At 67.9% G+C, this 13,150-nt stretch carries 14 protein-coding genes; 5 read left to right on the top strand and 9 right to left on the bottom strand.

The features are described 5' to 3' along the window. The first annotated feature begins 40 nt into the window (after positions 1–40). Both NP4_RS10015 and NP4_RS10020 read left to right on the top strand, forming a co-directional pair. Positions 41–265 carry a hypothetical protein gene (locus tag NP4_RS10015; RefSeq protein ID WP_067995383.1) on the top strand — a complete coding sequence of 75 codons (225 nt, stop codon included), beginning with the start codon at positions 41–43 and terminating at the stop codon, positions 263–265. After that, positions 262–1,533 carry a hypothetical protein gene (locus tag NP4_RS10020; protein ID WP_067995386.1) on the top strand — a complete coding sequence of 424 codons (1,272 nt, stop codon included), beginning with the start codon at positions 262–264 and terminating at the stop codon, positions 1,531–1,533. The genes NP4_RS10015 and NP4_RS10020 overlap by 4 nt, the downstream gene beginning before the upstream one ends. Before the next feature lie 8 nt (positions 1,534–1,541). On the opposite strand, the gene NP4_RS10025 is transcribed toward NP4_RS10020, so the two are convergent. Continuing rightward, entirely contained in the window at positions 1,542–1,934 is a 393-nt protein-coding gene (locus NP4_RS10025; RefSeq protein WP_067995389.1) for an NYN domain-containing protein, read from the bottom strand. A 99-nt stretch (positions 1,935–2,033) separates the two neighbouring features. Between NP4_RS10025 and NP4_RS10030 the strand changes: the two genes are divergently transcribed. Further along, entirely contained in the window at positions 2,034–2,519 is a 486-nt protein-coding gene (locus NP4_RS10030; protein ID WP_067995393.1) for a hypothetical protein, read from the top strand. A gap of 18 nt (positions 2,520–2,537) precedes the next feature. On the opposite strand, the gene NP4_RS10035 is transcribed toward NP4_RS10030, so the two are convergent. From NP4_RS10035 to NP4_RS10055, 5 genes are all read right to left on the bottom strand, one after another. Further along, positions 2,538–3,152: an alpha/beta hydrolase family protein gene (locus NP4_RS10035; protein ID WP_067995396.1), complete on the bottom strand. Its 615-nt coding sequence runs from the start codon at positions 3,150–3,152 to the stop codon at positions 2,538–2,540. Positions 3,153–3,309: 157 nt separating this feature from the next. Further along, a complete protein-coding gene (gene murJ / locus NP4_RS10040) occupies positions 3,310–4,887 on the bottom strand; it encodes a murein biosynthesis integral membrane protein MurJ (protein ID WP_067995399.1) in 1,578 nt (525 codons plus the stop codon). 157 nt (positions 4,888–5,044) lie between these two features. Beyond that, positions 5,045–6,118 carry an oxidoreductase gene (locus NP4_RS10045; RefSeq protein WP_245997910.1) on the bottom strand — a complete coding sequence of 358 codons (1,074 nt, stop codon included), beginning with the start codon at positions 6,116–6,118 and terminating at the stop codon, positions 5,045–5,047. Positions 6,119–6,212: 94 nt separating this feature from the next. Continuing rightward, complete coding sequence (locus tag NP4_RS10050; RefSeq protein ID WP_067995407.1) at positions 6,213–7,250, bottom strand: M48 family metallopeptidase; 1,038 nt, start codon at positions 7,248–7,250, stop codon at positions 6,213–6,215. Between the two features lie 69 nt (positions 7,251–7,319). Beyond that, positions 7,320–8,489, bottom strand: a complete 1,170-nt coding sequence (locus NP4_RS10055) for a citrate synthase (RefSeq protein ID WP_067995925.1) — start codon at positions 8,487–8,489, stop codon at positions 7,320–7,322. A gap of 88 nt (positions 8,490–8,577) precedes the next feature. Here NP4_RS10055 and NP4_RS10060 point away from each other — a divergent pair, with 88 nt between their 5' ends. After that, a complete protein-coding gene (locus NP4_RS10060; protein ID WP_174556115.1) occupies positions 8,578–9,738 on the top strand; it encodes a citrate/2-methylcitrate synthase in 1,161 nt (386 codons plus the stop codon). A 12-nt stretch (positions 9,739–9,750) separates the two neighbouring features. On the opposite strand, the gene NP4_RS10065 is transcribed toward NP4_RS10060, so the two are convergent. Continuing rightward, entirely contained in the window at positions 9,751–10,710 is a 960-nt protein-coding gene (locus tag NP4_RS10065) for a methyltransferase (protein WP_067995413.1), read from the bottom strand. A gap of 125 nt (positions 10,711–10,835) precedes the next feature. Further along, positions 10,836–11,171 (bottom strand): cupin domain-containing protein, encoded by a 336-nt coding sequence (locus tag NP4_RS10070; protein WP_067995415.1) that lies wholly within the window; start codon positions 11,169–11,171, stop codon positions 10,836–10,838. Positions 11,172–11,242: 71 nt separating this feature from the next. On the opposite strand from NP4_RS10070, the gene NP4_RS10075 reads away from it, so the two are divergent. Then, a complete protein-coding gene (locus NP4_RS10075) occupies positions 11,243–12,178 on the top strand; it encodes a GlxA family transcriptional regulator (RefSeq protein ID WP_067995418.1) in 936 nt (311 codons plus the stop codon). A 397-nt stretch (positions 12,179–12,575) separates the two neighbouring features. On the opposite strand, the gene NP4_RS10085 is transcribed toward NP4_RS10075, so the two are convergent. Then, positions 12,576–13,115: a DinB family protein gene (locus NP4_RS10085; RefSeq protein ID WP_067995423.1), complete on the bottom strand. Its 540-nt coding sequence runs from the start codon at positions 13,113–13,115 to the stop codon at positions 12,576–12,578. Positions 13,116–13,150 lie beyond the last annotated feature (35 nt).

The raw sequence follows: 13,150 nt of genomic DNA on the forward strand, positions 1-13,150 counted from the left end.
TCCGCTCCTACCATGCCAGACACGAACGATCAGGAGCAGCATGAGCGCGAGAGCAGACCTCGAACAGGAGCTACGCGGGCCGCTGGCGGCCACCGACGAGCTCACCGAGCACGAAACCAATGATCTGCTGGCGCTTTTCCACTCCGCGCGCGAGCACGAGGCGGCCGCCCTCGGCGAGGCCGTCGACGCCATGATCGGCGCGCTGCCGCGGCCGCTGCGGGGCGTCACGAAGAAGATCATGTTCGGCGACCGGCTCGGCCGATGAGCGATCCGATCACTCGGGCGCAGATCGTCCTGCTGGCGCGCACCCTGCACGTGCCGCCGGAGCGGCTGACGCATCTGGAACGCCTCGGCGCACAACAGGTGCACGAGATCCAGCAGCGGATGGCCGCGATGCTGTTCGATCAGCATGCCGAAACATTCGGGCGGATCAGTAAATTGGTGCCGATCATCCCGCTGTCGATCTCGGTGCCGCTGGTGCAGCGGCTGGTGCCGCCGCTGGTGGCCGGGCGCGCCGCGGGCGCGGTCGGGGTCGATCATCCGAAGAAGGCGGCCGAGGTCGTCGCGCTGTTGGATCCCGCCTACGCCGCCGACTGCGCGCCCTTTCTGGATCCGCGCACGGTCGGCACGCTCGCCGATGTCGCGCCGCCGGAACCGGTGGTGCGCATCGTCAACGAGATACTGCGCCGCGGCGACTACATCACGGCCGGGCCGTTCCTGGCCTATGCCACACCGGCGCTGATCGAGGCCGTCGAACAGGGTGTGCAGGACGACGCGGGATTGATGTTCTCCGCGGCCTACGCCTTCTCCGCCGAGGCCCTCAGCGCCATCGTGCGCCAGCTGCTCGGCGGTGCGGGACAGCGGATCCTGCGCATCATCGATACCGTGCTGGCCGGGACGCCGGAGCTGCAGACGGCATCGCTGACGGTGTTCGCCCGCTGCGAGCCCGATATCATCGCCACGGTCGGCGACATCCTGTTCACCGTCGGCTCCGATCAGGCGCTGGGCACGCTCATCGATACGGCCATTCGCGCGGGCGCGGTACCCGAATTGTTCGCCGTCGCGGGCCATCTCGGTCCCGAGGCGCTGACCCGGCTGGCCGCCAATCCGATCGTTTCCCACGAACCCTCGATGCGGGCGCTGATCGCCGCACTCGACGGCGATTCCCGGCCGACCAGCTGGCGTGGCCTGTTCACACTGCTCGGGGCCCTCGAGCCGGAGACCCGCCGCTGGTTCGCGCGGCTGCTGGCGGGCCTGTCGCCCACCACCCTCGCCGATCTGCCCGCCTGTGCCACCGAGGCCGATCTGTGGCAGCCGATGCTGGAATTCCTGGCGGGCGCCGATGCCGAGGTGCAATCGCATATCGGCGCGGTCTGGGCGACGCTGCGGCGCGAGCGCCGGGCCGGATTGCATTGGCATCTGGCCGAATACCGTGACGATGCCCGGTTGAGCGTTCTGGTCGACGCGATTCCGTGGGAATCGATGGAAGAGGTGTTCTTCAAACGCCGCCAGCTCGGGCGTCGACGGGGATAGTCGCGGATCTAACGCCGGGTATCCAAGCGTTCCAGAAGTTGGCGCGGGCCCATGGTTTTCGCGCCGAGCGCCGTCACGCGCTCGCGCAGGCCGCGATCGGCGGTGACCACGGTGACCGAGGCCGTACCCGCGCGGATCGCCGAATCGACCACCGCGACGATCGCGTCGTCGCCGGCCCCCTCGGCCGCCACCACCTCCACGCGTGAATCCGCCTCCGCCGCAGCGCCTTTCGCCGCACCCTCGAGGACAACCACCGTGCGCGGCAGTTCGTCGCCCAGCGCCGACAATCGCGACAGCAGCCGCCGGGCGGCCCCCGCGCGATCGCGCCACCAACCGTCGGGCCGCGAGCCGATCACATTGGCCGCGTCCACCACCAGCAATTGCTCCTCGCCCTCGGTCATCCCCTCAGTCTCCCCTATCCGCCGAATCGGTTCGCATATGCGTCGCGCCCCCTCGACAGGAACTCTTGCCTTTACGGCGCATGGTGATAAATTCGATTCATGGTCGCCGGAAAGTATGTGACCGCAAGGGTTTGCGGGGGAATTCTCGGTGCCGTGGGATGTCTGTTCGGGACGAGCCTGTTCGGTGTCGGCGCCGCGCACGCCGCCGACACCGTGTATTTCGCCATGGGCGGGTGGAACTGCTCGATCGGCGCGGACTCGGTGGTGGGCTGTGACCTGACGCCCCCGGCGCCGTCGATGAATGTGCTCTATGCCGGGGCGCAGATGTCGGTGCCGAATGTGCCCGCGATCGTCATCGATTCGGCCGCGATGCCCGCACATCCGCAGTGGAACTCCAACGGCAGCCATACCCTGCCGGGCGGAAATCCGCCGCTGGCCCGCATCGAATCCGCCGATGCCCGCGCCGCGCGGTTCTCGATCACCTACGCCGGGGCGAATTGCCAAATCACCTATCGCGATGTCGCCGTATGCTCCTCGATGGGCCACGGCTTCAGCCAGTGGGGACCAGTGCCGCAGGGCTACTGATCCCCAGGATTCATCGGATTACCGGTACCAGACCCCGGAATCCCAATCGCCGTAGTCCCAGACGTTGAAATCGTAGCGACCGTGCGCGCCGGCGAACAGGTAGCCATACCAACCGGCCGAGGTGTCGCAGATCTGATCGTCGTGGTTGCAGACGGTCAGGACCGGGAACGGACCGAACCAATCGTCGACACCGGCCAGCGGATAGCCGACGATCCCGCTGCCGGGCGTCGAGGACAAACCGCCCCACCCGGGTCCGGGTGCGCGCTTGGGATCCGCCAGCAGAATGGCATTGGCATTGTCGACGCCCTGATGGGCCGTGACCCACGCGTGCAGAATGCCCGCGCCTTCGCTGTGCCCGATCAGCCGGATGTGATCGCCCGGGCATTCGTCGCGATGCGACCAGAACAACCGGTCGAGTTCGTTCAATCCCGACAGCGGATCGGTGGAGTTGTAGCCGACTGGCTGATCGACGAACGGAATGAACACCGACGATGTGTTGTCTCCCAGTCCGCCGATTCCGATGGACCACTCCCCGAAACAGCTGGCGGCGTTCGCCTTCGGTCCGGTCAGATTGACGAGAGTGAAGAGGATGGCCAACAGTATTGCGGCGGAGAGCGCCGTTGCTCTACGCATGATCGTAACTTCTTCATTTGTCGTGCCTCCGGGTCTCGCCCGGCTTGCAGGAGTGTGTACCCAGAAATTGCCAGGCCCCCGGTCTCCGCGCGAAACAGTTATGACAATTGTCAAAATGGTGGCCGATCCGAGACCCCGGCACTCGCTCAGAATACGATCATGTGGTCAAAATTGTTCGGGCATTGCGGATTTCGGGGATTCCGAGCGCCCGGGCCGCGAGCAGGAAGACCGCGACGCCGATCGACGCGCCCGCCGCGAGGGTCAGCAGTCGGGCGAGCATCGGATCGGCGACCGCGTGCCGCGCGGCGGCCATGGCGATCAGACACGACCACCCGGCCAGCGCGGCGGCCCAGCTCGCGCGCGCGAAAGTGACTGCGACGGTGGAGAATCCGAGGAGTCCGTAGCGTCTGCGCAGCAAAAGATGCCCGGCGAGCGCGCCGACGAGGTAGGCGGCCGACCCGGCCACGCTCAGCATCACCACCACCGCGTGATCGGGCAGCGCCGCGGCCGATACGGCCAGCACCGACACCTTGGTCGCCACCATAGCGAGGTTGATCAGCGTGGGCGTGCGAGTGTCGTTGTCGGCGTAGAACACTCGCATCTGCAGCATCACCAGGGCGAACGGCGCCAGCCCGAATGCCGACGCCGCCACCGCCGCACCGATCAGCCGGGCCGAGTCCGCGTCCACGCGACCGGTGAACACCACCGCGGTGAATACCGGCCCGAGCAGCGCCATGGCCACCGTCATCGGCACCATGGCCACCGTGAGATACCGTGCGCCCCGGCCCAGATCGGCGATCACGGCCGGACGATCACCGGCCGCGGCGGCGCGCGACAGGCGCGGCATGAGCACCGTGAGCAGCGAGGCCGCGAGAATGCCGTAGGGAACCTGGAACAGCGGATCGGCGTAGGTGTACACCGAGATGCCGCCGTGATCGGAGGCGACGCGCATGGTGACCGCGACGCCGATCTGGCTGATCGCGGCGTAGCACAGGACCCAGGTCAGCAGCGGCGTCGCGGCGCGCACCGGACGCCAAGTGTAGGGAATCGGCCGGACGCGGAAGTTCCAGTGAAAGCCGTTGCGCCGCAGTGCGACCGCTACCCACGCGGCCTGTCCCGCGATGCCCGCGGTGGTGCCGAGGCCGAGGGTGAGGACCTGCGCGGTGGTCATCGAGGTCGGCGTCAGCGTGACCGGCCCGGGCAGCAACACGAACACACCCGCCGTCGCCAGCACGACGACATTGTTGACCACCGGCGCCCACGCCGCCGCGGCGAAGCTGTCGCGGACATTGAGCACGGCGGTCAGCATTACCGTGATCCCGTAGAAGAAGATCTCCGGCAGCAGCAGGTACGCGAACAGCGTTGTGAGACCGCGCCGCTCGGCCCCGGCACCGAGCAATCGCACCAGCAGCGGCGCGCAGAGTACGGCCACGGCGGTGACCGCGGCCAGGCCGAGGACGGCCGCCACCAGTACCCGCTGGGTGAACTCGTGGGACCGGGCGCGGCCGAGCCCGCGCGACCGCATGAGCAGCGGCACGACGGCACTGGCGAATACGCTGCCGAGGATCAGCTCGTAGACCATGTTCGGCATATTGTTCGCGAGGTTGTACGAATCCCCGACGGCCGCCGCGCCGATCGCCGCGGCCACCACGATCGTCTTGGCGAATCCCGTGATCCGACTGATCAGTCCCGCGACGGCGACGTGTCCCCCGGCGCGGGCCAGACCCGGCTGCACCGAAAGTGGCTGCGTCGGAAGTGGCTGCGTCGGAAGTGGCTGTGTCGGAAGTGGCTGTGTCGGAAAGTTTCCGTAGTCGATCACCGATCCCCCTTCAGTTCGCGGACATCGCCTCATGCTGCCGCGCGGAAGGGGGTTTTGTCGATTCCGGCCCCGTCTAGCGGAAGGGCGTGATTTCCGAAAGCCGGCCTGCCTGGACCTTATTGACCCATTCCGGATCGGCCAGCAATGCGCGGCCGAGGGCGACGATATCGAATTCACCGCGTTCGAATTGCTGTTCCAGGACCCGCAGGCGCTGAGCCTGGGTCTCATCGATTCGATCGCCACGGAAGACGCTGTCGACCCCGACGGAACCGACCGTGATCACCGGCAAGCCGGTGATTTTCTTGGTCCAGCCAGCGAGACTCAGATCCTGTGCGTGCTCGGTGAATTCGGGCAGCCAATGCCGCCGCAGAGAGGTGTGGAAGATATTCACTCCGGCATCGACCAGCGGAGTGAGCAGTTCCTCGAGTTCGCCCGGTGTTTCGGCGATTCGGGCGGTGTAGTCGACGCCCTTCCACTGTGAATAGCGGTAGATGATGGTGAATTCGGGGCCGACGGCCGCGCGGATGGCGGCCACCACGCGGGCGGGGAACGCGGCGCGGCGGCGCAAGGTCCCGCCATAGTCGTCGCCGCGGTGATTGGTTGCGGCCCAGAAGAATTCGTCGAGCAGATAGCCGTGAGCGCCGTGCAGTTCGATGCCGTCGAAGCCGAGTTCCCTGGCCAGCACGGCCGATTCGACATAGGAGCCCACCAGCGTGTCCAGATCTCCGGATTCCAGCGCCCGGCCGACCCGGCGTCCGGTGTAGTCGACGCCGGACGGGCTCACCGTCGGGCTCTCCGGCTCGAATTCGGGCTGCTCACCACGTTCGACGCCCAGATGCCACAGCTGCGGAACGATGGCCGAGCCCTCGGCGTGCACCGCCTCCACCACCGCGCGCCAGCCCTCGGCGCTGTCGCCGTAGAAGCGCGGCACCTCGGTGAGCGGACCTGCGGCGGGTCCGCGGACGAGGGTGCCCTCGGTGACGATCAGACCCACGCCACCGGCCGCGTGGGCGCGGTAGTACTCGACATTCTCCGCATTCGGGACACCGCCCGGTGACTTCCTTCTCGTCATCGGGGCCATCGCGAATCTGTTTCGCAGTCGCAGTGATCCGGTATCGAACTCGGCGAAGAATTCATCGAGTGACATGGAGCACATTTCCTTTCGGCGGGACCTCCAATTCTCTAGACAACGCCGATGACAGCGCGACCATTCCCGTGGCATCGGCCGCCTCGAATACGGACTAGAAGCCGAAGCGCTCCCCGAGTTTCGAGACGCGGTCGCTCACTTCCTGTCCCACGGTGCTCACCGCCGCGCCCAGATCGCTGCCGAGATTGCGCACCGTGCGGATGAGCGGATCCTCGGACTGGTCGAAATCCTGGCGGTAGGTGCGGGCGGCCTCGCGGATCTCATCGCTGATGCGGGTGTTCCGATCCTGTTCGCGAAGTGGGTAGCGGCCGTCGAGGATTCGGTCGTATTCGCCCGAGGCGATCCAGCGGCGCAGTTCGGCCGCGCGCAGCACCGAGAACGGATGCGATTGCAGTTCCAGATTCAGCAGTTTCAGCACGCCGTCGCGCAGATCGCCGGTGCGGTCGTAGTCGTCGGCCTGTTCGAGGAAGGCGGCGTGGTTCATCTCCCGCACCATCGCGCCGCCCGCCTGTTTCATATGCACCCGCACCGACGCCTCGACATCCTGCCCGCACAGCAGGCCGGCCCGATCGCCGGACAGCTCGGATTTGCGGCTCCATTCCATGAGCGCGGCCACGATGGCCCGCAGGGCCCAGCCACCGACGGGCATCCAGCCGATCGATCCGGCCAGGCGCAGCAGATGCATGAGCATCGTCCGATACACCGCGTGCCCCGACATCGCATGTCCCAGTTCGTGTCCGATCGCGAACCGCAACTCCTCGACATCGAGCAGATCGACCAGTCCCGTGGTGAGCACGATGAACGGCACATCCATTCCCACGGTGAACGCATTGGCCGCGGGATCCTGGATGACGAACATCTCCGGGGTCACCGGCGCGTCCAGAATCCGCACACAGTCCGCCCGCAGCTCGTGCAGGGTCCGGAACTGCCGCTCGTCCACCCGCACCGCGGTCGCCAGATACAGCAGTCGATGCTGACGCTCGCGCAGCAATCCCGACAGCATGCGCAGCACGCTGTCGAACCCGCTCAACGACCGCAGCATCACCAGCGCGGTGCGATCGGCGGGATGCTCCCAGGCCCGGGTGCTGATCCCGGGAAACTCACGGCGGATTCGATCCGGACTGTCGGTCATCTGGCCCCCATTTCGACGTCGAATGCAACCATCTGATCCCATCGCGGGCGCGAGGGCAAGATGTGACCGTCACCGGTCCCGACCCAGCCGGAATCGCAGTGGTGGTTCGGCGTATTCCTCGCGGGTGTGGGCGATCCAGCCGATGGTGCGGGCCAGGGCGAACAGGGATTCGCCGGTGTCCGGGCGCATTCCGAACGCGTGCATGAGGATTGCCACGGCCAGGTCGATATTGGGCAGGGTGGTCCAGGCCGGGCCCAGCTGGGCGGTGATGGTGTCCAGCGCCGAGAAGGCCGGTGCGGCTTCGGGAATGGGGCGCAGCAGGCCGAACAGGTGCTCGGCGCGCGGGTCGCGGGTTCGGTAGACCAGGTGGCCGAAGCCGGGAATGCGATTGCCGAGGCGTAGTTGTTCGGAGAGCGTGCCGACGGGGTCGGCGATCGCGTCGGCGAGGAAGCGGTGGGCGAGAGTGCTTGCGGCGCCGTGGAATCGGCTGTCGAGTGCGCCCAGCCCGGCGCCGACCGCGCCGTAGGGATGGACGCGGGCGCTGGCGGCGACCCGGACCGCGACCGTGGATACGGCCAGGGTGTGATCGGCCAGCAGGGTCAGCGTGGTGTCGAGCAGATCGGCGCGCGGGTCTCGATCGGTCACGCACGGCCACAACCGCTCACCCAGCGTCCCCTCGCGCGAGGCGGGGCCGAAGCAATCGGCCTCGACGGCGAGAATCGTTCGCGCCGTGCGTAATACGCCGTGTTCGGACAGATCGAATCGCAGCTGGTCGCTGGCGCCCGCGACGGTCACCGCCACCCGCATCCGATCGGCGATGCGCGCCTGCGGCCCGAGGGTGGCGGCGGCCGTGCGCGCCGCGGTGAGGATTTCGACCGGGGCCTCGATCGCCTGCGGCGCGCCGAGCTCCCCGGTCCACAGCAGCGTCGCGACCGATTCCACCGCGACGACGCCCGCCAACTCGGTCACATCATGCCCGCGATAGAACAGCCGATCGTCGTCGATGACCGAGATCGCGGTCATGACATCGCCGAGCGCGCCGCCGCGGCTCGAACCGCGCCGCCGACGCGCGAGCCGGACGACCTCGTCCTCGGCGAACAGGCTGCCGCGCCGCCCGGGAGCGTCGATCTTGGTCAGCAGCCCACGGCTGACATAGGCGTAGACGGTCGCGGGCTTGATGTCGAGACGCTGCGCCACCTCCTCGGTAGTGAGGTGGCGTACGTCACTCTCCTCGCTCATGACCTGCGCCTTTCCCAACTATATTGACTTGATCAATATTGACTGTGATCGATGGTAGTCGCACTGTTCAGTACAGGAGGTTCTGAGCATGACGACCAATGGCACCGAACTCGTCGACGTCCCCGCGGGCCTGCGCAATGTGGTGGCCGCCGACACCCGACTCGGCGATGTTCGCGGGACGGAAGGCTTCTACCACTACCGCCAGTACTCCGCGATCGACCTCGCGACCGCCTGCGGTTTCGAGCAGGTGTGGTTCCTGATGTTCGAGGGACGACTACCCGACGACCACGAGCTGGCCGACTTCGGCGAACGCATCGCCCGATTACGTGCCCTGCCAAGGGAATTGGAGCCGGTTCTGGCGGCGGCCGCGGCCGCCGGCAGCGAGTTCCGGCCGATCGCCGGACTGCGCACGGCGCTGTCGATGCTGGCCGCCGTGCGCGATCTGCGCCCTCTGTGGGATACCGACGCCCCAACCCATCGCGCGGACGCGCTGCTGATCTGCGCGGTCACCCCCACGATCCTGGCCGCCCTGTATCGGCTGCGCCACGGCCTGGAACCCATTGCGCCGCAAGCCGATCTGCCGACCGCGGCGAACTGGCTGTACATGCTGACCGGAGAACTCCCCGATCCCGCCGCCGCACGCGCGGTCGAACGATATCTGATCGCCACCATCGATCACGGCTTCAACGCGTCCACCTTCACCGCCCGCACCGTCGCCTCTACCGGAGCCGATATCGCCTCGGCCGTCATCGCCGCCCTGGGCGCGTTCTCCGGCCCGCTGCACGGCGGCGCACCCGACCGCGCGCTGGACAGCCTCGACGAGATCGGCGCGCCCGACCGGATCGACGAATGGGTGCGCGCGAAAATCGAACGGGGCGAGCGCATCATGGGATTCGGGCACGCGGTCTACCGCACCGACGATCCCCGCTCGCTCATGCTGCGCGAGATCGCCACCGCACTCGGCGGCGACCTGGTCGGCTTCGCCACGCTGGTCGAGCGGCGCGTCGTGGAGATCCTCGCCGAACTCAAACCCGGCCGCCGTCTCTACGCCAATGTCGAGTTCTACGCCGGTGTCGTCATGGAACTGTGCGGCATCCCGCGCAGCATGTTCACCCCGACCTTCGCGGTCAGCCGCGTCGTCGGCTGGTCAGCCAACGTCCTCGAGCAGGCCGCCGACCCGCGCATCATCCGTCCGGCCGCCCGCTACATCGGACCGCCCGCGCCGCAACCCATTTCGACGCGGGGCTGAACGGCGCGGCCCTCACAGGCGCGGCCGGAATTCCAGCGCGGTCCGGCTGTCCGACACCGCAGTCGCGGCCTGGAATACGAGACCACAGTCCGCGGCCAATTCGGTCAGTTCCGCCACGGTCCGCTCGCGGCCGTCGAAGCACATCAGCATGAACAGATCCATCGCGGTGCCCACGCCCGCGCCCCGGATCGGCTCGATCACCACCACGACGCCGTTCGGGCGGGCGGCACGGGCGCATTCGGCGAGAATCGCGCACGCGTGCTCGTCGTTCCAGTCGTGCAGGATGTCGGACAGGACGTAGGCGTCGGAGCCGCTGGGCAGCGGGTCGAAGAAGCTGCCCGCGATGGTGGTGGCACGGTCGGTCAGATCGGCCGAGGCGAATCGATCGGCGGCCGCGGCGGCGGTGGGTGCGAGGTCCAGCAGCCGTCCGCCGACGCCGGGGTGGGCGCGCAGGATCGCCGCGAGCAGCGTGCCGTCGCCCCCGCCGACGTCGAGGATGTCGGTGAAGCGACTCCAGTCGAAACGTTTGGCGATCTGCCGGGCCTGAATTCGGAAGCGCCAGTTCATCTGCGCGTCGAAGGAGCTCCGCAGCGCGGGTTCGGCGTCGAGATCGGCCCAGAACTGCTGCCCGTATCGCAGCGGATAGGCGGGCTTGCCCGTGGTGATGGTGTACAGCAGTTCGACGAACGCGAGTTCGGCGCGCCCGCCCGCGGTGTTGATATCGAGCAGCGGGTTGAAATCGCGCATCTGCTGACCGAGGCCTGTGGGGCGATAGCGGCCGGATCGCGGGTCCAGCTCGAACACGTCCATCGCGACCAGATGATCGAGCAGTCGCCGTAGGGCCGGGGCGGAAGTGGCTGTGCGAGCGGCGAGTTGGTCGGCCGTCTCCCCCGCGCCGCTCGCATGCTCCACCAGCCTCAGGGTCGCGGCCACCCGAATGGCCATCGGCGTGGCCAGATCCGCCAAGGCCATGATCGAACGTGAATTCTGCGGCGTGCTCACTATCCCCCCGAACTCTCGCGCCGGCTCGATGCCGACCCTGATCACGATAGCGTTCCGGGCCGACACACCACGAAAGGCGTTCTCCGGCAGCGGCCTCAGCCCTCCGGATAGAAGACGAACAGCGTGCAGCCGGTCGCGGTCGCGGGGACGTGCCAGGAACCGGCCGGAGCGTGTAGGAAGGTTCCGGCCGGATAGTCCCGCGCGCCATCGTTGAAGGTGCCCGCGACGACGTAGACCTCCTCCGGTCCGGGCTCGTGATAGTCGCGGCGCGGCCACGACGTTCCCGGATCCATTTCCAGCACATTGGCGTGCGCGCCGGACGGTCCGGTCCACAGCGGCCGTAGCCGAATGCCCGGAAAAAGTTCGCGCACAGGCACTTCGGTGACGGCGACGGAGGTGTAGCCCGGTTGGTTCAAGATCTCGGAGTGCATATCCGCCAGCCTGCCGCGCGCGAACGGCCCCGGACAGTGTCGGGTTGGACACCGAGGGGTACATTTCTGCCATGCATCGCGTGGTGGCCCTGGTGCGGCCGGTGCAGTCGACCTTCGAGCTCGGCTGCGCCGTGGAGGTTTTCGGCACCGAACGGGCGGCGGTGCCGCGGTACTACGAATTCGAGGTGTGTGCCGAAACACCCGGTCCGGTGCCGACGACGGCCGGATACGCGATCTCGGTGCCGAACGACCTCTCCGCGCTGGCCTCGGCGGATACCGTGCTCATCCCGGGCTGGACGCCGGTCGAGACGCCGCTGTCGGATCCGGTCCGCGACGCGCTGCTGCGGGCGCACGCTCGCGGGGCGCGGCTGGTCACCATCTGTTCCGGGGTGTTCGCGCTGGCCCGCACGGGACTGCTCGACGGCCGTTCGGCCACCACGCACTGGGAGCGGGCCGCGCAGCTGCGACGCGAGTTCCCGCGCGTGCGAGTGGAACCGGATCGGCTCTACATCGATCACGGCGATGTGGCCACCAGCGCCGGAGCGGGTGCGGGCATCGATCTGTGCCTGCATCTGGTCCGCCGCGATCACGGTGCCGCGCATGCGGCGCTCATCGCGCGTCATATGGTGATGCCCCCGCATCGCGAGGGCGGCCAGGCCCAGTACGCGCCACCCCCGCCGCCCGGCGACGCGCTGGACGGACTGCTCGAATGGGCCGAGGCGCGCGTCGGAACGTCGCTGTCCGTGGGCGATATGGCCGCGCGGCTCAACGTCTCGCCTCGAACCTTGGCGCGCCGCTTCGCCGAACAGCTCGGCACGAGTCCCGGCGCATGGCTGCTGTCGCGCCGGGTGACCGAGGCGCGCACCCTGCTCGAGGAGACCGATCTACCGGTGGACGCCATCGCCTGCCGCGTCGGCCTCACCTCGGCGGTCAATCTGCGCCGCCGCTTCCGCGCCCAGGTCGGGACGACGCCGGGTGCATATCGGCGGGCCTTCCGGCTGCGATGATCAGCGAAAAAGCTCCACGGGACGCGCAATTCGTCATATGCGGTGCCGATCTCGCGGCGGCACAGACGTTGGCGAGCCGATTCGTCGGTGCAGGTCAATAGGACGGCGGTCAGCGCCGGGTGGTCGCCCATCGCCGCGGTCAGCTCGGCGGTGACGGGACCGAGGACGGCGGCCGTATTGATGTAGATCAGGCGGCGATAGCCCAGCTCGCGATAGTTGGACCACATCGCGGCCAGATTCCGTTCGGCCAGTCCGTATTCGGAGGTCGAGGGATGGGCCATATCGAGAAAGTCACCCTCGATCAGGCAGTGCCGCACCCCGGCCTCGGACAACCGGGCATGCGCCTCGAGGCCGACACTGCTCTTGCCGACCCCCGATGAACAGGGCGGCGGTACGGTCACATTCCGATCGCGCCATCGATCCGCTCGCGGAGGAGGTCGGCATGGCCGTTGTGCCTGGCGTATTCGGCGATCTGGGTCAGCAGCAACCAGCGCAGCGAGAACGGTTCGCCGGTGCGGCGACCGGTGCCGGTGGCGTCCAATGACTGTGCGGCGCTGACGATCTCGCGGGAGTGTCGACATTCGGTGCGCCAAAGTTCCAGGGCCTGTGCGACATCGCCGTCGAGGCGGTCGAAATCCTGGTCGGGGTCGTCGTCGGAGTAATGCAGCATCGGAATGTCCTCGCCCGCGAATTGGATACGGAACCACCAGCGTTCGACTCCGGCGAGGTGCCGCACCAGACCGTGCAAGGACAGGGTCGAGGGCGGGACGGCGCGTTCGGACAGGCGCTCGGGGGCGATTCCGGCGCATTTGAGTTCGAAAGTCGTTCTGTGCCAATCCAGAAACGCGCACAGGCTTTCCCGCTCGCCGCCGATTCGCGGTGGCTCGGCGCGAGCGCCCTCGCTCCAGCGCGGTGAGAAACCACTCGGAACCGTCATCGCACACCCTCCCGTCGCAACGGCCCGAGTCTGCC

The organism is Nocardia pseudobrasiliensis NBRC 108224, assembly GCF_001613105.1.
Classification (GTDB): Bacteria; Actinomycetota; Actinomycetes; order Mycobacteriales; family Mycobacteriaceae; genus Nocardia; species Nocardia pseudobrasiliensis.